Origin of the sequence: Leptospira saintgironsiae, assembly GCF_002811765.1 — a bacterium.
GTDB classification, from domain to species: Bacteria; Spirochaetota; Leptospiria; order Leptospirales; family Leptospiraceae; genus Leptospira_B; species Leptospira_B saintgironsiae.
In genome coordinates this window covers 291,954-315,499 of sequence record NZ_NPDR01000003.1, presented here as the reverse complement: position 1 = coordinate 315,499, position 23,546 = coordinate 291,954, and the positions used below count along the sequence as shown (strand labels likewise).

At 40.1% G+C, this 23,546-nt stretch carries 24 protein-coding genes and 2 tRNA genes; 14 read left to right on the top strand and 12 right to left on the bottom strand.

All coding sequences use genetic code 11. From position 1 onward, the window contains the following. Positions 1–30 precede the first annotated feature (30 nt). A complete protein-coding gene (gene metX, locus CH362_RS09030; protein WP_100710026.1) occupies positions 31–1,140 on the top strand; it encodes a homoserine O-acetyltransferase MetX in 1,110 nt (369 codons plus the stop codon). Next, positions 1,137–1,748 carry a methionine biosynthesis protein MetW gene (gene metW / locus CH362_RS09025; RefSeq protein ID WP_100710025.1) on the top strand — a complete coding sequence of 204 codons (612 nt, stop codon included), beginning with the start codon at positions 1,137–1,139 and terminating at the stop codon, positions 1,746–1,748. Before metX ends, metW begins: the two co-directional genes overlap by 4 nt. A 37-nt stretch (positions 1,749–1,785) precedes the next feature. On the opposite strand, the gene CH362_RS09020 is transcribed toward metW, so the two are convergent. Then, complete coding sequence (locus tag CH362_RS09020; protein ID WP_100710024.1) at positions 1,786–2,841, bottom strand: D-alanine--D-alanine ligase; 1,056 nt, start codon at positions 2,839–2,841, stop codon at positions 1,786–1,788. A gap of 38 nt (positions 2,842–2,879) precedes the next feature. Between CH362_RS09020 and CH362_RS09015 the strand changes: the two genes are divergently transcribed. The 5 genes from CH362_RS09015 to CH362_RS08995 all read left to right on the top strand — a co-directional run bounded on the left by CH362_RS09015 (position 2,880) and on the right by CH362_RS08995 (position 7,575). After that, positions 2,880–4,280: a hypothetical protein gene (locus CH362_RS09015; RefSeq protein WP_100710023.1), complete on the top strand. Its 1,401-nt coding sequence runs from the start codon at positions 2,880–2,882 to the stop codon at positions 4,278–4,280. Positions 4,281–4,285: 5 nt separating this feature from the next. Beyond that, positions 4,286–5,065, top strand: coding sequence for an MlaE family ABC transporter permease (locus CH362_RS09010; protein ID WP_100710022.1), 780 nt, complete (start codon positions 4,286–4,288; stop codon positions 5,063–5,065). 2 nt (positions 5,066–5,067) lie between these two features. Further along, complete coding sequence (locus CH362_RS09005; RefSeq protein ID WP_100710021.1) at positions 5,068–5,835, top strand: ABC transporter ATP-binding protein; 768 nt, start codon at positions 5,068–5,070, stop codon at positions 5,833–5,835. Between the two features lie 68 nt (positions 5,836–5,903). Further along, on the top strand, positions 5,904–6,653 hold the full coding sequence (gene mce, locus CH362_RS09000; protein WP_100710020.1) for a mammalian cell entry protein Mce: 750 nt from the start codon (positions 5,904–5,906) through the stop codon (positions 6,651–6,653). A 43-nt stretch (positions 6,654–6,696) separates the two neighbouring features. Beyond that, positions 6,697–7,575: an NAD(P)-dependent oxidoreductase gene (locus CH362_RS08995; protein WP_100710019.1), complete on the top strand. Its 879-nt coding sequence runs from the start codon at positions 6,697–6,699 to the stop codon at positions 7,573–7,575. Here CH362_RS08995 and CH362_RS08990 read toward each other — a convergent pair. From CH362_RS08990 to CH362_RS08965, 6 genes are all read right to left on the bottom strand, one after another. Next, positions 7,547–8,107: a GDYXXLXY domain-containing protein gene (locus CH362_RS08990; RefSeq protein ID WP_100710018.1), complete on the bottom strand. Its 561-nt coding sequence runs from the start codon at positions 8,105–8,107 to the stop codon at positions 7,547–7,549. The genes CH362_RS08995 and CH362_RS08990 overlap by 29 nt on opposite strands. Next, entirely contained in the window at positions 8,104–9,297 is a 1,194-nt protein-coding gene (locus CH362_RS08985; RefSeq protein ID WP_100710017.1) for a DUF2157 domain-containing protein, read from the bottom strand. Before CH362_RS08985 ends, CH362_RS08990 begins: the two co-directional genes overlap by 4 nt. Positions 9,298–9,395: 98 nt before the next feature. Next, positions 9,396–10,259, bottom strand: coding sequence for a M48 family metalloprotease (locus tag CH362_RS08980; protein ID WP_100710016.1), 864 nt, complete (start codon positions 10,257–10,259; stop codon positions 9,396–9,398). A gap of 8 nt (positions 10,260–10,267) precedes the next feature. Further along, entirely contained in the window at positions 10,268–11,122 is an 855-nt protein-coding gene (locus tag CH362_RS08975) for a DUF2797 domain-containing protein (RefSeq protein WP_100710015.1), read from the bottom strand. Beyond that, complete coding sequence (locus CH362_RS08970) at positions 11,119–11,721, bottom strand: LIC_11883 family protein (RefSeq protein WP_100710014.1); 603 nt, start codon at positions 11,719–11,721, stop codon at positions 11,119–11,121. Before CH362_RS08970 ends, CH362_RS08975 begins: the two co-directional genes overlap by 4 nt. 31 nt (positions 11,722–11,752) lie before the next feature. Further along, positions 11,753–13,012, bottom strand: a complete 1,260-nt coding sequence (locus CH362_RS08965; protein WP_100710013.1) for an exo-beta-N-acetylmuramidase NamZ family protein — start codon at positions 13,010–13,012, stop codon at positions 11,753–11,755. A gap of 66 nt (positions 13,013–13,078) precedes the next feature. On the opposite strand from CH362_RS08965, the gene CH362_RS08960 reads away from it, so the two are divergent. After that, the gene (locus tag CH362_RS08960) at positions 13,079–14,326 is read left to right on the top strand and encodes a lipoprotein LipL46 (RefSeq protein ID WP_100710012.1); all 1,248 of its coding nucleotides are present in this window, start codon (positions 13,079–13,081) and stop codon (positions 14,324–14,326) included. A 63-nt stretch (positions 14,327–14,389) separates the two neighbouring features. Here CH362_RS08960 and CH362_RS08955 read toward each other — a convergent pair whose 3' ends face one another. The 4 genes from CH362_RS08955 to CH362_RS08940 form a co-directional block, all read right to left on the bottom strand. Continuing rightward, a complete protein-coding gene (locus CH362_RS08955; RefSeq protein ID WP_100710011.1) occupies positions 14,390–14,941 on the bottom strand; it encodes an SRPBCC family protein in 552 nt (183 codons plus the stop codon). 2 nt (positions 14,942–14,943) lie between these two features. Next, on the bottom strand, positions 14,944–15,264 hold the full coding sequence (locus CH362_RS08950; protein WP_100710010.1) for an ArsR/SmtB family transcription factor: 321 nt from the start codon (positions 15,262–15,264) through the stop codon (positions 14,944–14,946). A 282-nt stretch (positions 15,265–15,546) separates the two neighbouring features. Beyond that, complete coding sequence (locus CH362_RS08945; RefSeq protein ID WP_008590488.1) at positions 15,547–16,395, bottom strand: flagellin N-terminal helical domain-containing protein; 849 nt, start codon at positions 16,393–16,395, stop codon at positions 15,547–15,549. A gap of 407 nt (positions 16,396–16,802) precedes the next feature. Further along, on the bottom strand, positions 16,803–17,648 hold the full coding sequence (locus tag CH362_RS08940; protein ID WP_008591598.1) for a flagellin N-terminal helical domain-containing protein: 846 nt from the start codon (positions 17,646–17,648) through the stop codon (positions 16,803–16,805). 460 nt (positions 17,649–18,108) lie between these two features. Here CH362_RS08940 and pdhA point away from each other — a divergent pair, with 460 nt between their 5' ends. Genes pdhA through fliG form a run of 4 tightly spaced genes read left to right on the top strand, consistent with a single transcriptional unit; the run spans position 18,109 to position 22,463 of the window. Next, the gene (gene pdhA, locus CH362_RS08930; RefSeq protein WP_100710009.1) at positions 18,109–19,089 is read left to right on the top strand and encodes a pyruvate dehydrogenase (acetyl-transferring) E1 component subunit alpha; all 981 of its coding nucleotides are present in this window, start codon (positions 18,109–18,111) and stop codon (positions 19,087–19,089) included. Then, the gene (locus CH362_RS08925) at positions 19,089–20,063 is read left to right on the top strand and encodes a pyruvate dehydrogenase complex E1 component subunit beta (protein WP_100706047.1); all 975 of its coding nucleotides are present in this window, start codon (positions 19,089–19,091) and stop codon (positions 20,061–20,063) included. The genes pdhA and CH362_RS08925 overlap by 1 nt, the downstream gene beginning before the upstream one ends. A gap of 44 nt (positions 20,064–20,107) precedes the next feature. Beyond that, positions 20,108–21,421 (top strand): pyruvate dehydrogenase complex dihydrolipoamide acetyltransferase, encoded by a 1,314-nt coding sequence (locus CH362_RS08920; protein WP_100710008.1) that lies wholly within the window; start codon positions 20,108–20,110, stop codon positions 21,419–21,421. Positions 21,422–21,443: 22 nt separating this feature from the next. Then, the gene (fliG, locus tag CH362_RS08915) at positions 21,444–22,463 is read left to right on the top strand and encodes a flagellar motor switch protein FliG (RefSeq protein ID WP_165780248.1); all 1,020 of its coding nucleotides are present in this window, start codon (positions 21,444–21,446) and stop codon (positions 22,461–22,463) included. Positions 22,464–22,502: 39 nt separating this feature from the next. Here fliG and CH362_RS08910 read toward each other — a convergent pair. After that, positions 22,503–22,576, bottom strand: a tRNA-Asp gene (locus tag CH362_RS08910). A gap of 129 nt (positions 22,577–22,705) precedes the next feature. On the opposite strand from CH362_RS08910, the gene CH362_RS08905 reads away from it, so the two are divergent. After that, positions 22,706–23,377 carry a CDP-alcohol phosphatidyltransferase family protein gene (locus CH362_RS08905; RefSeq protein WP_100710006.1) on the top strand — a complete coding sequence of 224 codons (672 nt, stop codon included), beginning with the start codon at positions 22,706–22,708 and terminating at the stop codon, positions 23,375–23,377. Between the two features lie 64 nt (positions 23,378–23,441). Beyond that, positions 23,442–23,524, top strand: a tRNA-Leu gene (locus CH362_RS08900). Positions 23,525–23,546 lie beyond the last annotated feature (22 nt).

The window sequence follows — 23,546 nt, the reverse complement described above, 5'->3', positions numbered from 1 at the left end:
AAAGTGGCTTAGTTATTTGGAACTTAAATCATGGGATCGAATCAATCCGTCGGCATAGTAGAACCAAAAACCGCAGTGCTGGGAGATCTACGCCTGGACAACGGTTCTGTTCTTTCCCCTACCGTAGTTGCTTATGAAACTTACGGAACACTTTCTCCAAATAAAGACAATGCAATCTTAATCTGCCACGCACTTTCAGGTGATGCTCATGCGGCTGGCTTTCATTCTGATTCAGAAAAACGTCCCGGTTGGTGGGATGAATATATTGGTCCGGGCAAAGCATTTGATACAGATCAATATTTTATAATATCGTCGAACGTAATCGGTGGATGTAAGGGTTCTTCTGGGCCTATGAGCATCAATCCAGTCAGCGGGAAACCTTATGGTTCTAGTTTTCCTTTCGTTTCCATCAAAGATATGGTGGCTGCTCAAAAACTTTTGGTAGAATCTTTCGGAATCCAAAGATTGCTCTGTGTGGCCGGCGGTTCTATGGGTGGAATGCAGGCATTACAATGGAGCATTTCTTATCCAGATGCTTTAGAAAACTGTATTATACTCGCCTCTTCTGCGGAACATTCCGCAATGCAGATCGCTTTTAATGAAGTGGGAAGGCAGGCTATCCTTTCAGATCCAAATTGGAATAATGGATTGTATGAAGACAATGCAACTCCTAGAAAAGGTCTTGCACTCGCTCGAATGATGGGTCATATCACTTATCTATCTGATCATAAGATGAGAGAAAAATTTGGCAGGAAACCTCCTATAGGAAACCTCTTGAATTCTGACTTTGCAGTCGGTAGTTATTTAATCTATCAGGGAGAAAGTTTCGTAGATCGTTTTGATGCAAATTCTTATATCTATGTGACCAAGGCTTTGGATCATTTCAGTTTAGGAAAAGGACAAGAACTTACTAAGGCGCTTAGTCCTGCTCATTGTAGATTTTTAGTGGTCTCTTATAGTTCAGATTGGCTCTACCCTCCTTCTCAATCTAGAGAGATCGTAAAAAGTTTAGAAGCTTCTGATAAAAGAGTCTTTTATGTAGAGTTGACCACGAATGAAGGTCATGATAGTTTTCTTCTTCCAAACCAAAGACAAGAAGATGTGATCCGAGGTTTTCTAAAAATGCCGGTGAATGAATGATAGATTCTAAAATCTTAAGTAGCACTACTTTGAGAGAAAGACCGGACTTCGCTTATATTCTGGATACAATCTCACCAGGTTCCAGGGTTTTGGACCTTGGTTGTGGTAACGGAGACCTTCTTTATCTTCTAAAACAAAAAGGGATTAGAGGACAAGGTATCGAGAAGGACGAAGACGCAATTGTAGAATGTATTCGCAAAGGTGTTTATGTTCACCACGGAGATATTGACGAAGGACTAAGTCATCACGAAGACAAACGTTTTGATTATGTGATCTTAAATCAGACAATCCAAGAGACTAGACATCCTGGTGATATTATAAAGGAATGTTTACGGATCGCTAAACGAGTGATCATCGTATTTCCGAATTTTGGATATTGGGAAGTTCGTTTTAGGATATTATTCCAAGGAAAAACTCCTGTTACGGATCTTCTTCCTTATCGTTGGTTCAATACCCCGAATCTACATTTCCTTTCTGTTTTAGATTTTCAGGAGTTCTGTGATATCCGAGGTTTTACTGTAGAAGACAGAGCATTCTTCACAGATCTAAAACAAGTGAAATTCAGTCCGAACTTTTTTGCAAAACTCGCACTATTTCAGATTAGATAAAATGTAGGAGTTCCTACACGCGCAACCTGAGGCCAATTTAACCTACAGGGATCTTCCCTGCTCTTTCTAATGCCTGGTCTACCAAAGATTGGTACAATGTTTGGATGGGAATCCCAGCTGCCTTTGCTTGTTGTGGGATCAAACTAGTCTCAGTCATTCCGGGTAATGTGTTTGTTTCGAGAACGAATGGAGTTTCTCCAACGATTATAAAATCTGTCCTAGAGTAACCTTCGCATCCAAGTGTTTTGTGAGCTAGAATGGATTGTTCTTGGATTTTAGAGATAATCTTTTCTGGTAAACGAGCAGGAGTGATTTCTTGGGAAAGTCCAGGTTTGTATTTGGATTCTACGTCGAAAAATTCTCCGCCTGGAATAATTTCTGTAGGAGGAAGAGCTTCTAATATTCTTTTAGAGCCTTCTTTCTTTTCCCAAACACCGCAGGAAACTTCCGTTCCTTTCAAAAATTTTTGTAAGATAGCATGTTCTTCTGCATCGAAAAACTCAGGCAGCCTTTTACGAAGATCTTCTTGTCCTTCTATCCTGAATGTATGAAAACTAGAACCGCCTTCTACAGGTTTTAGAAAAAGTGGATATTCTAAACCTGACCTTTCGACCGAAGTCGGATTTTCAGAGTATTCTTTTTTTCTCAATTCCCAAAACGGAGCAACAGACATTCCTGCAAGTTGGAATAATCGATTTGCTCTGATCTTATCCATTGCAAGTGCAGATGCTTTTACGTCTGAACCTGTGAATGGAATTCCAAGAACTTTTAAGAAACCTTGGACAGAACCGTCTTCTCCGCTGGTTCCATGTAATCCTAAAAATGCTACATCACAATCTAAGGAGGAAAATGCTCCTGCAACAGTAGCATGAATTTCTTCGAATTCTTTTAAATACTCTTCTGGATTTTTGGAATTTCCTTCCGGAAACTCAGGTCGATATTCTTTAGGGATGACCCATCGACCATCTCTGGAAATCAGAATGGGTTTGACCGAATGTCCCATGGCAGACAAAGTTTTACTTATGAAAGTGCCTGTGCGCAGGGAAATTTCGTGTTCTGTGGAAGTACCGCCGAATAAAACTGCAATTTTCAATGATCTAATCCCCTGTTGCTTAGGATTTTCCGGGAAGAATGATAAATAAGAATCTAGTACTGATCCTTTTCTTCCTAGTTTGTACGGAAAGTCTATTTTCGGAATACCCTTTCAAACCTGTTTCTCCTTATCCTTCTGAATACAAACAATTTTGGTTCTTATACCAGTCCGAAAAAAGATTAGGAGAAGAAGAGCATATCTTCAGACCATTCTTCTCTACTTATAAAGAAACTAAATCCAATTATAGATACGATACATTTTTATTCCCGATATATTATTCTGAAAAAACAGATTATTGGAGAGTTTGGAGTTTTCTATTTTTTGTTAGCGGAACGGAGACCTATCACGACGATCTAGGCTGGGATGAGGATACTCTTTCTCCATTTTTGATTTGGGGAAAAGGAGAAACTGCTAGAGAGTCCTATTTCGGATTTTTCCCTTTGTTCGGAAGACTTAGAGGAAAAGCAAGTTATTCAGAACTGAACTTTACACTCTTCCCTCTTTATTCCAATTGGAAGTATAAGAATTATAATGCTCATGGGATCTTATGGCCTCTCGTCATGTGGGGTGGTTCAGAAGTCAGAAGTGATTTGAGAATTCTTCCTTTTTATTCTCAAAAGATCCATAAGGGAAAATACGAACGTTATTCTATTCTTTGGCCATTTATACAATGGGGAAGTATCAACGAAGATAAAAGAGAACCTTTTACTTACAAAATGTTTTGGCCATTATATCTTGCCAAAGATTCCGAATTTGGGAATATGAAGGCCAGGGCTTTTCTTTGGTTTCCTATTTTCGGGTCCTTATTTTCGTATGGGTATGATAAAAGAACTCATGAAAAAGATCTGAATATTCTATTTTTCCTTTTTCAATATGGCCAGAACGACGACGAGGATTACAGAAAGTTAATCTTATTTCCTTTTTACGGTTATTACAGATTCGCTTATAAGGAGACTAGATTTTTCACTCCATTCTATTTCCGCTTAAGCACTGATAGTTATCATCTTAAATCTTCTGAAACTTATTTTATCCCATTTTGGTGGAGAACAAACAGGACTTACGTTCAGTGGGGAAGAGAAGAAAATTACTATAAACTCTGGCCGATATTCCGTTGGCATGAGGACAGAGAAGGTAACCTGTCTTGGAATATTCTTTCTTTATTTCCTATAAAATCCGAACTTGTGGAAAGGATCTGGGATCCGGTCTGGTCCATTATTGAGTATCAAAAATTATCCAATGGAGAAAAAAGACTCTCTTTTTTGATGAGACTTTATACCCAGAGATGGAACGAAGAAGAACTGCATATCCATGTGCCATTGCTCGTGGAATACAGTTCCACTCCGGAGAAAACATCTTATCAATTTTTATACGGTCTTTTCGGTTTAGAAAAGACTAAGGATAAGACCACTGTGCAGATTTTTTGGTGGATTAGGCTCTAATCGAAATGTTGGAATCCTTTAAAGAAAAAACGAACGATACTTTATATGCCGCAGGATATACGATCGTTCTGATTGCGGAAACTTTTTTAAATCTAAGATTTACCGTCGAAAAGCGGAAAGAAATTTTAGACCAAATGTTTATCGCAGGTGTAGGAAGTTTATTCGTAGTTTCAGTCGTTGCTGTTTTTACAGGAATGCTTCTCACATTAAACACTGGACTTGGCCTAAAAGATTTCGGGGCAGAAGGTCAAATCGGACTTCTTCTTACAATCACTCTTACTAGAGAGATGTCCCCTTTTATGACCGCGCTTATATTGGCCGCCTCCATCGGTTCTGCAATTGCCGCAGAAATCGGAACCATGAAAGTATCAGAAGAAATTGATGCTCTCGAAGTAATGTCAATCGATCCAGTGAGATTTCTGGTGTTTCCGAGAGTATTAGGTTTTTCTTTAATGGTTCCTGTACTTTGTGTATATTCTAGTATATTAGGGATTTTAGGTGGAGCAATCGTAGGGCATTTTCAATTGGGAATTGAGTATATAGTATATTTCCAAGATGTGAATGAAAGAATCACTTCTATCCCAGGCTTAAAAGATCTATATACGGGCCTATTTAAAGGTTATGTATTTGGCCTGATCATTTCTGCAATTTCCTGTTCTCATGGTTTGAGAACTTCCGGTGGAGCAATCGGTGTTGGCAGAGCCACAAGGGAATCTGTGGTAACTTCTTTCTTGATGGTTATCTTTTTTGGTTATGTGATCACAGCTATCTTTTACAGGCAATAGTCATGGAAGAATACGCAATAGAACTAATCAATCTGCATAAAACTTTCGGAGAAAGAAAGATCCTAAAAGGAATGAATCTCCAAGTAAAAAAAGGAGAAACAATGGTAGTGCTCGGACCTTCCGGAACTGGAAAGTCTGTCACTCTAAAACATATCACTGGTCTACTCGATCCGGATGCTGGAGAATGTAAGATCTTCGGAGAAACAATCTCAGGTGCAGAAATTCCTGAAAGAGAAAGGATCCGTTCTAAAATGGGGGTTCTATTTCAATCTGGTGCACTCATTAACTGGATGACTGTTTTTGATAACGTTGCACTTCCCTTAAGAGAGCATAAATTATATCCGGAAGAAGAGATCCAAAAGATCGTAGCCGAAAAACTTAGATTAGTTGATATGACAGTCGCGAAAGATAATTTTCCGAACGATATCTCAGGCGGTATGAAAAAAAGAGCCGGCCTCGCAAGAGCAATCGCTGCCAATCCGGAAATCATTTTATATGATGAACCTACATCTGGTCTTGATCCTGTGATGTCAAACGTGATCAACGAATTGATTATTCGTATCAAAAAGGAAACTGGAGCTGCTCAGGTTGTGGTTACCCATGATATGTCCAGCGCGTATATGATAGCCGACCGCATTTCATTTTTTTATGGGGGACAGGTCTTATTTACTGGGACTCCGGAAGAAGTGCAGAATTCTCCGAACGAATTCATTCGTCAGTTTATTAACGGACACACAAAGGGACCAATGATTCTGGAAACTAAGAATTGAAACCTGGGTCCTAAGAGAATATTCTGGATAAAAAGTCCGATATATATAGTAAGAGTTTTGGATCCTAAATGAAATCCTTTCGTTATCTTTTAGTTGGTGCTATCTTTTCAGTCGCCTTGGTTGTAGTAGGTTATTTTACCGTTATGACTGAAGGTGGTCCCGTTCAAAAACGGGGAGAATTCCTAAAGATCAATTTCAAAAACTCAGAAGGGATCAAAGTAGGAAACAAGGTCACCGTACAAGGTGTTCCATTTGGTTATGTTTCCAATATTCGACTCATCCAAATAGATGAGAATGGAGCAGTACTTCCTGCAGGAGAAGTCGGAGTCGCCACCAGGGTCGAAGTTACCATTCTTCTAAAAGAACCAGTACGTTTGTACGAAAATTATGATATTGCAATACGTAACGAAAGTTTACTTTCTGGGCGTGTGATTTCCATAGACCCGGGAACTTCTGAATCTACTGAAGAAGGTAAAGGTACACCTAGAACCTTCCAAGTTGTGGATTATAAATCTGGAGCATCTTCTTTAAAAGGAAGAGTTTTACAGGATCCACTTGTATCTCTTTCAGAATTGATCGCAGAAAACAGAGGAGATATCCGTAAAACTTTCTCAAACGTAGCAGATATCACTACTAAGATCAATAGCGGAGATGGGACCTTAGGTAGGCTAATCAACAGAGATGATCTTCATACAAATGTGAATACTGTTTTAACGGATGCGCAAATTGTTCTAAGAGAACTAAGAGAGGGTCTGGAAGATACCAGGGAACAAGCCCCTGTCACAAGCTTTATCCGCGCAGCACTTAGCTCTTTCTAAAACCTTTCTTGCCAAATCAGGTTCTATACGAGAGACTTTCCCTATGCCATCTCGCAAAATTGCAATCATCGGTACAGGAATTATGGGTAGAGGGATCGCAAATAATCTCTCTAAAGAAGGTCATTCTCTTCAATTATATGCACGTAACCCAGAAAAAATCCAAGACCTAAAATCAGCGAATATTTCCATCCACGGGAATATTAAAGAAACAGTAAAAAATTCTGAAATTATAATACTCTGCCTTACGGAAGATCATGTGGTAGAAGAATCAGTATTTTCCACAGGTTTTTTAGAAACAAATGCAAAAGTTGTGATAGATATGGGAACCACCTCCCCTTCTCTCACTTCAAAACTGAATACTACATTCCAAAAACAGAATATTCAATTTTTAGATGCTCCAATGACCGGCTCTAAAAATGCAGCCAGAGATGGACAGATCCTATTCATGATAGGAGCAAAATCGAAAGATAATATCAAAGATATTTCATTTATATTCGAGATCTGCGGTAAGAACACTGTATATTGTGGAGAAGTGGGAGACGGGCAGAAGGCAAAAATCGCCCTCAATATGGTACAGGCTGGTATCTTCCAAGTTTATATGGAAGGTTTTTCTTTGGCGAAAAGCCAAGGTATAGATCCTTCTATCTTAAAATCAATTTTAGAACAATCCGCTGCCAAGTCTGGAATTTCAGAATTTAAGTTTCCATTTTTATTCTCAGGAAATTACGAAACTCATTTTGCTTTGAAAAATATGTATAAGGATCTCAAACATGCACTCTCTTTAGGAAAGGAATCCGGAACAAAGCTTTCACTATGCTCCGGATTGGATGAGATTTACCACAAAGGTATGGATGCGGGTTTAGGTGAGAAGGACTACTGCAGCCTAAACGAGGTTACTGCACAGATACCTCCGGCCAAATGATCTTTTCGATGAGACCATTTCCGTTTTCATCTATCCTCAATTGGATTTTGGCACCAGGCTCTCTAAGTTTCGCTTCTAGTTCTTTTGCGCTCGCCTCCGGGATAAAGTATTTGCGGAAAGGATAATTAAAGTTTCCGTAATTACATTCGCCTTTGACGTAATTCCAACAAGTTGTATCGTCTTTTAATTCATTACAATCAGAGTAAAAACGTATTTCATATTCAGAAGGTTCTCTGGAATCAAAACATACACATGTTTCCTTTTTGGTCAGCTTACTTCCGTCAGTAGTCGCAGCTACTGATTCAACTGTTGAAGAAACGTAATCTCCCTTTTGGCAGATATCATCAGAATATTTACGATCTATCTGAAATCTTAGATATTGCCCAGAGAGTAAATCTCTTGGATCATATCCAGTAATCGGAAGGATCAGAATTTTCCCATTTCTAAGATCGAATTCTCTTTCTAATGCAACGGAAGCCAATACGATAATTGGTAAAAATACCGCTAGAACTGAAATGTTAAACTTCTTCATATTCCTAACTCCTCTTCTTCTGCAAAGAGTTGATTCGCAGCATCTCTGATTTTTTCTCTCATCCTAAACACTAAGATACTGAAACCTAAAATAAATGCTCCGGAGACTATCAGTCCAATTCCTGTAGCAAGTAAACTTCCAAATACTTCTAGATAGACTGATACAAATCGAAGGCCTAAAATTAACAAAGATAGATCAAACCATCTTCTGGATTGAAAAAATAAGAACGTAAATGGGATCCAAGATAGAAAGAAAAATACCATAGCTGGATATTTTCCATACCAATGAAACAACTGAGGATAATTCAAAAATCCTAAGAAAAGTCCTGAGATGGAAAGTAATATGATCTTTCTACGAGAGAATCGATTTCTAAAAATTTGAGAAACTACAATTAGCAAAATTGGAAGAAGTAAAGGCCAATACCAAGAGAAAGGTAAATCATATCTTCTGGCAAATTCAGGATCCTGATCTAAATTAGGAATATCATGAGTCTCAAAACTTCCCCAAATAGAAGAAGTCAAAAAGAAACCGAAAGCCCAGAGTAAAAACGGATTCACAAGTATTGAGGTTTTGCTCTCTTTAGTTTCTAACCTTCTTTCCTTAAAGATAGCAATTCCTGCAAACACCCAAGACGCCACAAAGAAGAAAAGAGAGAAATAATGACTTCTTTCTTTCCAACCAATATCAGGATGATTGTCTATCCAACTCAAGAAAGAAGAACTGAATATTGCAATCCAAAGATGTTGAAGCACCCTACCCGGATACATGATCACAAGTAAAAGTGTAATCCCTGACCAAAGAAGTAGAGCCTGGTATAATTTTCCTTGGGTATGATAAATCTGGGAAACCAGACCAATATTCGCAAAAAATAATACACAAAGAAGTAAAACTAAAAGGTAACGAACGGTATCGTTCCAGATCTCTTTGCTTTGAGAATATAGGATCGTAATCCCTATTCCAGAAAGGAGCGAGAAACTCGCGATCAATTTTACAGAATAATGGATCTTATCCCAATTAGCAGCCACCATTGCGATGACTCCGAGTCCGATGACAACGATCCCCAATGCTAAAAAGGAATAGAAGACGTAAGGAATTTTTTTAGAATCTTCAAATTTGAGAATAGACTCTGCCTGAGACTGGCTAATGAGTCCGGAATCCACCCAAGTTTTTAATTTTTTCTTCCAATTCATGACCCACAGGTTATCTGAATGGAATCGAAATCAGTCAATCTTTCTTTTCTATATTACTGTTAGAAGGAGCCGGATTGAACGATCATCTGTGAACTGGTTCAATCTGCTTCTTTGGTTCCCAAAGATTTTTCTATATTATTACGATATCTTTCTTTAAAATAGGACTTAATATTTGGCGCACCGATCTTAGCGTCTTTCAGTCTTTTTTCGTTCGCTGAAATTCTATCTTCGTCCAAAGGATGAGTGCTCAAATATTTTTCCAAAGGAATATCAGCACCCTTTAACTCAGGATTTACCTTTTTCTCCTTTTGGATATCTTTGAAAAAGTCAGCAATTGCTCCTGGATAATATGGAGTGGATCTCATATAATCAAAACCGTATTCATCTGCTTCTTCTTCCATGGAACGTGAATTTGCAAGACCAAGTAGATTTGTAGAAAGCCCAGCAATATCAGCCGCATGTTGTGCAAGGTCCGGGCCTAATACATAGGAAAGAACAAAGTATAATGCAAAATATAAAGTAAGATTTGTAGATAATTGTTTGGTAGAATGTCTTCTTTCTGCATGAGCGATCTCATGAGAAAGTATACCCGCAAGAGTTGCCTCATTTTTTACAAAATGTAAAAGTCCAGTATATACGAATATATATCCGCCAGGTGCGCAGATTGCATTGATTACCTTATCATCATCGATTATGGTTACTTTATATTTGAACTCTTCTTTGTATTGAATGGATTTTGATTTTAAGATACGATCCACAACAGATTGCAGATATTTTTCTAAGGACTTGTCTTTGTAAATTTTACCGTGGCCTTCGCCTGTTACTGCAGCCTTGTAAAATTGTTCTCCTAAAAATCGGTCTACGTCCAAAGGAAAAACAAGATCTACCATCCAGCCGCAGCCTTGGAGGGAAAAAAGTAAAAATAGGACCAGGAAATATTTGCGAACAGAAGTTTTATTCATAGGATGACTCACTCCGAGTATAAACGGATTTCATAACCGCCATAGGCGCGGATATTGATTACCACATCCTCGAACAAAAGGTATTGTCCTTTGATACCGAGTAATTTGGAATCTATTTCCTTCTCCTTATCCGGAGAGAAAGATTTTGATTTTTTAGGATATTCTGAAATAGGATAACTTAATTTTGTAATATTCTGCTCATTAGATTCCGTATATGGAACGCCCAAGTCCCAGGAATCCAATACTTCTAATAATTCTTTCTTTTTAGAGATTAGATCGAATGAAACCGAATCTTCTGTTACCATCTTTTGCCATTTGGTCTTATCATCTATGATAGAAGTAAATTGTTTTTCGATAAGACCTGCATCTCTTCTGGAAGTTACTTCTAAAAGTGGAATTGCTTCTTGCGCGCCCTGGTCCACCCAACGATTGGAGACCGGTTTTTCTCGAGTGATTCCTACTTTTAATCCACTTGTGTTTGCGAGATACAGAGTATGCTTTTGGAAGCAATAACCTTCTCCCCATTCAGGCTCTCTACAAGTTCCCAAATGAAAATGACAGGTCTCTGGACGAAGAATGCATAGATCATTCTCCGCTAAAGTTTGAAAGCAGTTAAAACAACTTCCTTGGTTAAAACTTTTGCTTGTGACTTTTCCGCAATTCACACAACGGATCTTTCCGGTAAATTCAAGTTTTACTCTTTTACCCACAAGACTTGCGATCTTAAAATTTGCAGGTACAAGTTTTGCCTCTTGTTTTCCGGATTCAGAAGATGGATAAGAAGCTACTACCCAGATATATTCTACTGGGTCGATACCTTCGTGGTCCATCATTCTTAAAAAACCCGAAGAGAGTTCTTTCATGGAAAAAAATATTCCTTACCGCCAAGTGGTCGTAATTTTGGATCCACTTTTACAATTAGAATAGTACTTAACTCTTGGCCTTTCCAGTCAAAAACCACTATTTTATCTTCATAAGAATAATGGCTTAGCTTTCCATCAGTATGATAGAATAATTTCAAATCACTCAGCCCTTCTTTTCCAGGAAGAGAAAGAACTCCTTTTCCTGCAAGAGTCCTTCCCTCATACCATTTTGCTTTTACCGGAACCTGCGGTATTGTTTTACTCGGAGTTAGACCATTCGTAGCAGATGCAGCATTAGGAGTTACAGGCTCTGAGTTTTCTGCTAATTTATCTTCGAATGTAGAAACCTTAAGTAATGCACATTGGAAACTTCCTTCAAGCTTGGGAAAGTCCTGGCTGCAAGGAGTTTCTTTTACGTATAATTCTTGGTCAAAAGAAGCTCCAGTGCGAACACTCTGAGCAATCTTAGCAAATGCATAAAATTTCAGACGGCCTAAAACTTCTTTTAAGCCGTATTCCTTCCATTCTCCGTTTTGATTTTCTGCAAAAATGGAGAAGGAAAAACAAATCAATACTATAACGGCAAATCTGGTTCTCATAATATGTCTTTCGAAATTAATTTATAAAACATTAGTAGATCAGATATTTCTGGATCAGTTTATTTGTAGAGGATTCGGATTCCGCGTAAGTCGCCTTAAATTGTTCGTATGTAAGGCCTGCATCCACTGATTCTCTGAACTTTTCTGTTCCCCAAAGAAAATCTATATTATGGGATCCGTCTGCATACTGTCTCCATTTGAAATCTTTGTATTTCTTTTTCATAATGGCAGTCAGATTATATGCCATTCTGATCGGATCATATTTACGATTTACAACTGTTAAACGAAGACCTCTGCAAATTTCTCCTTTAAAAGGTCCAAATACTGGTTTAAAGAATACACTTTGGTAATAATAATCACCCTTGCTGTCTTCGTTCAATTCTTGGATAATATCTTCAGGTTCATTCATCCAAGGAGCGCCGAAATATACGAATGGAGCTTGGGTTCCTCTTCCTACGGAAACATTCACACCTTCTAATAATACTAAGCCTAGATAATTTTTAGCAGAATCCAACATAGGAAGATTCGGAGAAGGTGTGGACCAAGGGATTCCTTCTCTCTCCCAATCAAATCCTCTTTTTAGATTTTCAGGAGAGATAATATCTAGTTTCACTTTTCCACCTAAATATTCTCCATTATAGAATGCAGCAGCTTCTCCAAGAGTCATACCGGTAAAAAATAGAGAAGGGAATTCTCCTGCAAAGTTTAGGAACTTCTTCTGAATACCTTCTCCCCTTGCGCCTAAATACAATGCTGGGTTCGGATGATCTAAAAGAATAAACTTAGTGTTTGGATCTGGCAAATTATCCATCAAACGTTTGAGAACGCTTAAGTAAGTATAACAACGCATTCCCATGTCGACTACGTCGAACACTACTGCGTCTGCACCTTTCAGGATTGCAGGTATCTCAGAGTTTTTAACCTTATAAATATGATAGATAGGAAGTTGAAAAGTTTCATCCATTGTGACTGGAGACTTGCTGAAATCTTCTTCCAATCCTAAAAATCCGTGTTCGAGTCCGATCAAATGTTTGATCTTAACTTTTTTATCCTTAAATTCTTTTAAGATCTTCTCTGGATGTCTTCCAATACCGGAAGGATTTGTAACGAGCACAACGGATTTGCCTGCAAGACTTGGAAGTACTTGTTCATAAAATGAAACTTCGGCAGGGATAATTTTGGATTTAGAAATATGACTTCTGGATGACGCCTCAACGCATGAGCCTGAGGAAATTGTCAGAAAAAAAATGAGTAAAGTTAGGATTTTTTTGTTTCTTTCTTTGAACCGCATGTAAGATACCTTATTTGTTCAGTAAATAGACAGAATTCAATACATCAAGGAGAAAAAGGAAGCGATATGGCAAAGCTGCCCATCCTGCGGATTACCGCTCTCACACTGATTTTAGGTTTCGCTTTTGCATGCGCAACGGGTGACGGATCCCGACGCAAGAAAAAAGAAGAATTCACTAGAGAAGGAAATACGATCACCGTGATCGGAGAAGCTCCGATCTATAACGGAGATATAGCGAACGCAAAACAAAGAGCGATCAAAGACGCGAAGGTTAATGCGGTACGTAAAGTAGTTGGTGAAGAAATTTCCAACAAAAGCCAAGCTTCCGACGGAGAAAGTTTAGGCTCTAGTCTACTTTCCAAAACGGATGCATTCGTAAAATCTTACGACATCGTTGCGGAAGACCAAGGCAAGATTGATACTCAACCTATTTTAAAACTTACTGTTCGTTGTACTATCGAAGAATCTAAACTTTCCACTGCTGTAGAAGGTTTACTTGCTGATGTAGGAAATCCAAGAATCGTAGTTTTAGTTCCTTCTAAAGTTGGAGGAGCACCGGTTGCTCCTTTAAGCAATGGTAATATTGCAGAAGCTGAGGTCATCAAAGGACTTAAAAAAGCAGGAAACAAGATCGTGGATCCAGGAACTGCTTCTAAAACTGTTAAACCTTCCGGCTTGAATGCTGATGCAGTAAACTCTTTAGATGCAGGAGCTGCGATTTTAATCCAAGCTCAATCATCTGGAGCAGAAGTTCTGGTAGTTGGTTCAGTAGAAACTGAAGACCAAGCTCCTGTAACTGCAATTGGCGGAAAACAATTGGACAGACCTTTGTTCAATACTGCGGCCACCGGACCTTATAAAGTGATCCTACTTTGGGGAGACGGTAAAGTGGTAGCTTCTGGAAACGGAGATGCTCGTGGAGCAGATATCACTCAAAAAGTTTCCAGAGAAAAAGCACTTGCTGGTTGGGCAGAAGACGTAACCAAAAAAGTAAACAAACAACTAAAAGAAGAATGGTTCAATCTCACTGAGAATAATACGATCATTCTTAAGTTTACTGGTTTGGATGCAGACGAATCCACTAAATTCAAAGATGATTTAGCAGAATTAACTGCTGCAAAAGACATCAATGTTAGAGCAAGCAACGTAAGCGGTTCTGAGTGGGAAGTTACCTACCCTGGAAAAGACGCACTCTTTATGGACGAATTAGTCTATAAAAAGGACAGAGGATTTACTTTCTTAGCAACTAAGAAAATGAATGTTAAGTCTGCAGCAAGAGGCGTGGTTACTTTGGAGTTTACTCCGAATAAATAATCGACTAACAATCGATTTTAAAAAAAAGCCGGCGAGAATTCGTCGGCTTTTTTATTTTAAGGATCACTTCTTGGCGATACTTTTTAGGGTCTCACCATAAACATTTTCATGATGAGCAAATGTTTGCCAGAACTTAGGAACTGATTCTTTATAAAGTTTAGAAGTAAGAATATCCAAATGAGTATGCCACCCGCTCGAAACCATCAGTTTACCGAATTCATCTACAAGTTTATAATGTCTCAAAGTAAGAAGAACATCTTCTCCCTTCTCCACTAGTTCAAAACTAACTTCAGAATTAGGATGCCAAGTAAAACTTAAAAAACGAGGAGCATCAATTGCAGTGATCGTTTCTACTCCGCTAATACCGTTTTCCATTTCCTTAAATCTTTCCGGATAAATTTTCTCATCTGAAAGAGAAGAATGCAAAAAGTTTAATTCTACTTTTCCACCTACCTTCAATTCCATAGTTCCAGAAGCAAGCCAGGTGCCTCTTTTTTCAGAATCAGTCAGATATTCCCAAACAGTTTCAATCGGCCCAGGTAATAATCTTTGGAAACGAACTTCGGAATCCGAAGTGAAGCTTCCATACGTTTTGTTCACAGATAGATCTTTCATCACTATCTTCTCCCTTTTTTTATTTTATTCGCCCTTAATTCTTTTTCCAGAAGATCTAGTCGACCTTCCCAGAAAGTTTTAGCTCTATCCAGCCAGTCTTGGATCTCTTTCCAACCTTTATAGTCCAAGGAATGGATCCTTCTTTGCCCATCCACTCTCACTTGGATCAGATTGCATTCTTTCAAAACCTTAAGGTGCTGTGAGATCGCAGCATTACTTATATCAAAATGCCCAGCAATCTCCCCCGCTCCCATTTCACCGTCGAATAGTAGTTCTAAAATTTTGCGCCTGGTTGGATCGGCAATTGCATCTAAAGCCTGCATGACCATATATTTAAGTATAAACTTAATTAAGTCAATACTTAAATATTGATTTTTAGGAAATTTCCAAAATAAAGCTTTAGGGGGTTGGCGAGAAAAAATACTGGTATTTCGTTTTAAAATTTTTCAAAGGAAATATTTAGAAAAAAAAGATTTAGACGATTAGAAAAGTAAAAGAGATAAGCTCGGAAGAATGAAATGTATATTAAAAATCCTTAACAAAGGATTGATTAGGATAAAAAAAGCCACCGGAATTTTCCATCCGGTGGCGCCTGTTCCCGAAAACTACATTTGTAGAAGTTTGAGGACCGAATTCGGTTTTAGGTTTGCTTGCACTAACATCGCCGTACCACTCTGCACGAGTATTTGTTTTGTAGTTAGAGCAACCATCTCCTCCGCCATATCGGCGTCACGAATTCTGGACTCTGAGGCCTGCATATTTTCATATGCTGCCATGAGACCTTTTGCGGAATGTTCTAGCCTATTAAAATAAGCTCCCATATCCGCCCTCTGCTTCATGATCTTTCCGAGCGCAGCGTCGGCTAGGCCGATCACTTCATTCGCTTCCCCAGGAGAAGAAACCGCAATCGGTCTGCCATCTGCCTTGGTAAGCTTTAAAGCTCGGGAAGTCATAGTTCCGATGAAGAACCTTTCCCTTTGATTCTGGTTCGGTCCCATATGGAACCACATAGAAGCTCTTTTGGAACCTCTAGCGAAGTCACCTTCAAACAATTTGAATCGATTGAACTCTGCTTGAGAGGCAATACGATCCACTTCGTCGACAAGGGCGGAAACTTCCACCTGAACCAATTGTCTGTCTTCGGGGCTGTAAATCCCATTCGAGGTTTGGATGGCCAAAACCCGGATTCTTTGGATGATATCCGAAGACTGTTGAAGGAATCCTTCCGCAGTCTGGATGAAACTCATCCCATCTTCCGTATTTCTCTCCGCTTGCCTCAGTCCGTTGATCTGCGTTCTGAGTTTTTCGGAGACAGCCAAACCCGAAGCATCGTCACCGGCAGAATTGATCCGCATGCCGGAAGACAAAGCTTTCATGGTTTTATCCACAGCTAGCTCGTTGAACTTCAGAGAGCGGTGAGAATTCACCGCACTCAGGTTGTGATTGATAATCATCCTACACTCCTTGTAGAGAGTTTCCGGAGGATCTCCCTATCCTCCGATCGGACATGACCTGTCCGGTGCTCCGGGATGGACCCGGTCGGACCACCCGACAGGTCATTTTCTCCCGAGGAGATCTAGGATATTTTCAATCAACCGCAATAAAGCAGACTAACGTCAGCAATCTTGCAAAAGTACAATAAGCTTTCGGTTATTACTAACCCGGTTTTCGTTTCTTCGGAATTTCTCCTTGGAAAAGGAACCGGAAAAAAATTGGGGAAAGAAGAATGTTAGACCCGACGTTTTTCCTGTACCTTTTCATTAGGTCTGTAGACAACGATAGCCGCTAACGCGGCTTCGGAGTTTTACAGAAAAGTTCCCGGTGCGGGAGCATCACTGCTCCCGCTGCCGGAAAGTCCTAATTACCTAAGTAACTGGAGGACAGACTGAGGTCTTACGTTAGCTTGTGCTAACATTGCAGTTCCTGATTGAACCAAAATTTGGTTCTTAGTGAATGCAACAGTTTCCTCTGCCATATCCGCGTCCCTGATTCTCGACTCTGAAGCTTGGATGTTCTCGTAAGCTACCATTAGGCCTTTAGATGCATGCTCTAAACGGTTATAGTAAGCTCCAAGATTTGCTCTTTGTTTGTTGATTTTCATTAAAGCATCGTCAAGAAAGCCGATTGCTTCGTTTGAAAGTTCAGCAGTAGAAAGAGTCAAAAGTGTTCCGTCAGACTTGATTAAATTCAGAGCCTTAGCGGTCATAGTTGCGATATAGACACGTTCCCTCTGGTGCTGGTTCGGTCCGATGTGGAACCACATAGAAGCAGTTCTTGATCCACGAGCGAAATCGCCTTGGAGCAATGCCATCTTGTTGAACTCTGCTTGGGAGGAAATGCGATCAATTTCGTCTATAAGCTGAGAAACTTCTACTTGGATCATCTGACGGTCTTCTGCACCGTAGATTCCGTTGGAAGATTGGATAGCAAGTACACGGACCCTCTGGATGATATCATTAGTTTCCTGTAGATATCCTTCAGTTGTTTGGATCAGGGACATGCCGTCCTCAGTGTTTCTCTCCGCTTGGCGAAGTCCTTTCACCTGAGTTCTCATTTTCTCGGAAACGGCTAGACCGGATGCATCATCACCGGCGCGGTTGATACGCATACCGGAAGAAAGTGCCTCCATGTTTTTCGCCACTTCGTTGTTCTGGAACTTCAGAACGCGGTGGGAGTTAATCGCGGCTAAGTTATGGTTAATGATCATTTGTTTCCTCCTTGAAACTGAGATCATGAGCCCGGCGTCCGTGCCGGGATCTGTGCTGGTTTGGTTTTGGTCTTTTTTCTATATGTTTAAATGAAGGCTGAGATCCGGGATAAACCTGGAAATTCAGGGTTTCCTTCAGATATATCTTCGGTGAAGCACCTGGCATAGATTAATTTTAACGAAAATGGAGTTTTTCGCTAATTTTAAGTGTTTTTTGATGATTTTTAGCGATTTTTGAAGAAAGAAAGCAAAAGGATTTGGAGAATTTTTTCTAAAAATTTTCCTTTTTTGGGCTCATCTCAAAGTTCGAACGAATCGCAAATTTCCATAAGCATTTTTTTAGAAAAAGAAGCTCCCCTTCTCCGCCTCTGATCATTTTTCAAAAAATTTCGGAAATCAGTTTGCATATCCTAGTTCTAAGAAGATATTTTGCGATTGTTTTCGTATTTCCTAAAGTACTATGAGCCAACCTAAAACAAAAAAAGAAACCGAAGATCTCTTAGAATTATACAGACAAATGCTTTTGATCCGGCGCTTCGAAGAAGCTTCCGCAAAGGCATATAGCATGGGCAAAATCGGCGGCTTCTGCCATTTATACATCGGTCAAGAAGCTGTGGGAGTGGGAGCGATCTCCGCTCTTGAAGAAAAAGATTATATAGTTTCCACCTATAGAGATCACGGCCACGCACTCGCCAGAGGTTTAGAACCCAAGTCTCTCATGGCGGAATTATACGGTAAAAAAACTGGGATTGTTTCCGGTAACGGAGGCTCCATGCACTTCTTCGATAAGAAGAAACACTTCATGGGAGGACATGGAATCGTCGGTGGACATATCTCCCTTGCTGCCGGTATCGCATATGCATCCAAGTACCGTGAAGACGGCGCAGTTACATTATGTTTTTTTGGTGAAGGTGCAGCAAACATAGGATCCTTCCACGAAGGAATGAACTTAGCTGCAATTTGGAAACTTCCTCTCGTTATGATCTGCGAAAATAATCACTATGCGATGGGAACTCCAGAATATAGAGCACTTTCAGTCAAAGATGTTTCCGTAAGAGCAGCGGCTTATGATATCGCAAGAGATCATATAGAAGGTGATGAAGTCCGAAAAGTCAGAGAACATGTTAAGGTTGCTGTGGAAAGAGCAAGAAGAGGCGAAGGCCCTACCCTCATGGAAATTTCCACTTATAGATTCAGAGGCCACTCTATGTCGGACCCTGCAAAATATAGGACCAAAGAAGAATTAGATAAATATAAACAAGGTGATCCTCTTATCAAAGCAGAAAAGGATCTACTCTCCGCAGGCTGGGCCCAAGAAGAATTAACTAAAATGGACGAAACCATTCTTAAAACTGTTGAGGATTCTGTTGACTTCGCTGAAAAAAGTGAAGAACCACCTCTTGGCTGGCTATACAAGCACGTTTATGCGGAGAATGTATAATGGCAGTACTCACATATAGAGAAGCACTCAATCGGGCAATGACGGAAGAAATGGAGAAGGATCCGAATATCTTTCTCATGGGAGAAGAAGTAGGACATTACGAAGGGGCTTATAAAGTTTCCCAGGGAATGCTTGCTAAGTTTGGAGAAAAGAGAGTAATCGATACTCCAATTTCAGAGAACGGATTTGCAGGAGTTGGAATTGGGGCTGCTATGGTGGGACTCAGACCAATCATAGAATTTATGACTTGGAACTTCTCACTTGTTGCAATCGATCAAATCATTAACTCAGCAGCAAAAATGAATTATATGAGTGCGGGACAATTTCCGATCCCAATCGTTTTCCGTGGAGCAGGTGGTGCTGGAGGAAGACTCGCAGCCCAACACTCTCAGTCTTTCGAAAGTTGGTATGCTCATATTCCAGGACTCAAAGTCCTCGCCCCTTACACGCCCTCCGATGCTTATGGACTTTTGAAAACTTCCATCCGAGATAATAACCCTACCATCTTCATCGAAAGTGAAGTATTGTATGGCTCCAAAGGAGAAGTTCCTGAAGGAGAATTTTTGATCCCGATGGGAAAATCGGATATCAAAAGAGAAGGAACACAACTCACAATCGTCAGTTGGTCCAGAGCACTTATGTATGTTCTTCCGGCGGCAGAAAAACTGGCAAAAGAAGGAATTTCTGTCGAAGTTTTAGATCTAAGAAGTATAAGACCTTTGGACGAGGAAGGAATTTTGGCTTCCGTCAGAAAAACAAACAAAGTACTCATAGTGGAAGAAGGCTGGAATGTGGCAGGATTCGGGGCACAAGTAGCTTATCTGATCCAAAAAGAAGCATTCGATTATCTGGATGCTCCAATCGAAAGGATCACGCAGGAAGATGTACCTATGCCTTATGCGGCAAACCTGGAAAAATCCTCTCTCCCGAGTGAAGAAAAGATAATCAAAAAAGTTAGAGAAATGATTAAGTAAATAATAATATTCGAATATTATTATATTATAAATAGGAAAAATACATGGCAAAAATTTCCGAGATGACCCAGCTTTCTCCGACCATGTCGGAAGGTGTTTTGGTAAAATGGCTAAAGAAGAAGGGTGACTCGGTCGCTCCCGGAGAAATATTAGCCGAGGTCGAAACTGACAAAGCGGTCATGGAAATGGAGGCATTCGACTCCGGGGTGATTTTAGAAATTTTAGCCCAGGAAGGAGCCAAACTTCCCGTAGGAGCTCCGGTTGCAATCATAGGTAAAGCGGGAGAAGATATCACTTCCCTACTTTCGGAAGCAAAATCCAGATCTACTGCCATATCTACCCCAGCGGCAGCTCCTGTGGCCTCGCCTTCTCCCAACCCAGCGCCTAAAAAAGTAGAAAATGTAGTATCTTCGACAATCCCAGAGCCTGAAGAAGAACCCCCAACTCCTAAAGAAAACCCAGTTTCCAGAGGACTTTCTCCTTCTGCTTTAGAAGGAAGAGTCAAAGCTTCTCCTTTGGCCAAAAGACTAGCGGAAGAAAGTGGAATCGATCTTTCCAAGGTTCGAGGAAGTGGACCAGACGGAAGAATTATCAAACGAGATATTGAAAACGGGATCTCTGCATTTTCGTCTAGCGGAATATCTCCATTTGCTGGAGAAATTGTACAAGAAGAGAAACTTCCAATATCAGGAATGAGAAAAACAATCGCATCAAGATTGGTTCATTCTAAAACCCACCAACCTCATTTCTATTTGGATATGGAAATTGACGCAGACGCTCTTGTTCATTTGAGAGAAAACTTTAACTCTGATCTAAAAGAATCAGGAGAAGAGATCAAACTTAGTATAAATGATTTTATCATAAGAGCTTCCGCGCTTGCGCTCCTAAACGTACCCGAAGTAAATTCTTCCTGGAGAGAAGATCATATCCTTAAACATGGAAGAGTGGATATTGGTGTAGCAGTTTCTATCGAAGGTGGACTCATTACTCCTTATGTAAGAAACGCAGACAAAAGGTCTGTTTTGGAAATCGGTAGGACGGTAAAAGAGCTTGCTTCCCGTGCAAGGGAACGAAAACTCAAACCGGAAGAGTTTTCAGACGGAACCTTCACTGTTTCCAATTTGGGAATGTTCGGAATGAATCGTTTTGCAGCGGTAATCAACGAACCTGAGGCTGCAATCCTCGCAGTAGGAAACGTGGTATCTAAACCTGTAATCAAAAACGGAAGTATAGTCCCCGGAAAAACTCTTTCAGTCTGCCTTTCCTGTGATCATAGAGTGGTAGACGGCGCGGTGGGAGCCGGTTGGTTGGAAGTGTTTCGAAATTTTCTGGAACATCCTCTTCGGTTACTTGCCTGATTTTTTAGTGGGCAAAGAAGCAGTGGATCAGGATTCCAATCTTAAAATAAGAGACCAAAAAGTTAAAAAGGCAGCAATGCTACTTCTATCCTTAGACAAGGATGCTGCGGCCAAGGCGTTAGCCCAACTGGACGAGAAGTTGATTGAAGAGATCGTCCAGGAAATGGCAAAGATCAAAACAATCAGCAAGTCCGAAAAAGAAGAAGTCCTTTTGGATTTCCAAGGTTCACTCAAAGATCTGGCAGCAGAATCCAGAGGCGGAATAGAAACCGCAAGAGAATTACTCCAAAAGTCTTTAGGCAAAGAGAAATCCGAAAACATATTAGGAAAACTGGATAGAAAAGACACCGAGGAAGATTTTTCTTTCTTAAACGATGCAGAGCCCCAAACTCTTGCTCATCTACTCGCTCCGGAACATACTCAAACTATCGCAGTCACACTTGCATTTTTACATCCTAAAAAGGCCGCTGAAACTCTTAAGTTTTTACCTAAAGAACTTCAAAGTAAGGTGGCACTTAGGCTCGCAAATACTACCAAAACTCATCCGGATGCAATCCGCCAGATCGCAAAAGTCCTGAAGAAAAAATACGAACAAAGAGATAAATCCGAATTCAGCGAAGCAGGTGGAGCGGAAGCTCTCGCAAATATCCTGAACCATATGGATAAATCTTTGGAAGAAACAATTCTAAAAGAATTGGAAGAACAATCTCCAGAGCTCGCATCTCAGGTCCGCGAAAAATTATACACATTCGAAGATGTACTTCTTCTTAACTCAAAAGAAATGAGACAACTCATCAATCGTATCGCAGATGATGATCTAATTGCGATAGCACTCAGAGGAGCTTCCGACCAGATCAAAATCCATTTCTTCGAAGCAATGTCCAAAAACAGAGCCAATGATATTCTAGAAAGTATGGATATCCGAGGAAAAGTGACCCTAAAAGAGATCACCGATGCAAGAAATACTGTTCTTACTGCATTGCGTGATTTGGAAGAGATCGGGGAAATTATTATTAAAAAGGATTCGGAAGAATTTATCTAATCCGCTCTTCAGTCGGATTTGAGATGGAAGGGAAAATTTCGGAGCTGACGGGACTCGAACCCGCGACATCCTGCGTGACAGGCAGGCACTCTAACCAGCTGAGCTACAGCTCCTAATATGAAGAACATAATTTCTGAGAGAGCCTGTGGGTCAATTCGTTTATCTGAAAAAGGGATGAATTTTTAAGTCCCTTCCATAGCCTTTCCAATAGCGGAGTTTTTTCCGACCGACGGCTTTATTAGATGCTTCACGAAAAAAAACCAAAGGATCTACTCGAAGAGAGGGTGTTTACTCTTTCAAATTTTCTATCCGTCTCCAGAGTTTTGCTTCTTCCTTTTTTTATACAATTTACTCGCAAACATATCGAGTCTCCTCGTAGCAGCGAATATTTATTTTTAGCAATCGGTACCTGTGTGCTTGCAGTTCTCACCGATTTTCTAGACGGGTTTCTAGCAAGGCTTCTCTCTCAAGAATCGGTCTTGGGAAAATATCTGGATCCGATCTGCGATAAATTCGTTACCATCGGAGGACTCTCGGTAATTGTTCATTATTATCAGTTTCCACTCTGGATCCTTCTCATTTATATTCTCCGAGAAACTTTGGGAGTTTGGTTGGGCGGATTCTTATATTTAAAAAGAGGGATCCAAGGAAAACCGAATTGGTGGGGTAAGATTGGTGTGGGCCTCGTTGCTGCAGCAGTTTTATGGTATATGACCTTGCCTCTGATCGGCCCTACTTTACCTGAAAATCATTTCTTCCTTCATCCTGAATATTCAGGTTATGTGTTGGTCTTGGTCTTAAGTATTGGAGTAGTCGCTTATTCCAAAAGATATTGGAATATTGTGTTCCATCCGGAAAGATTCATCTTGGATCCGGAAGATAAAAAGCAGAAGAAAAAGTACGAACTTGTCTGAACTCAAGCCTCGGTTGAATTTCCTTGACACCGGAACCTAGTCACCCAGTCTGTCAATCGCGACCGCTCGGGTGGTGGAATTGGTAGACACGCAAGCTTGAGGTGCTTGTGCCGGTTCGGTGTAGGGGTTCGAGTCCCCTCTCGAGCAATTCGTCCTACCTTAAAACCTT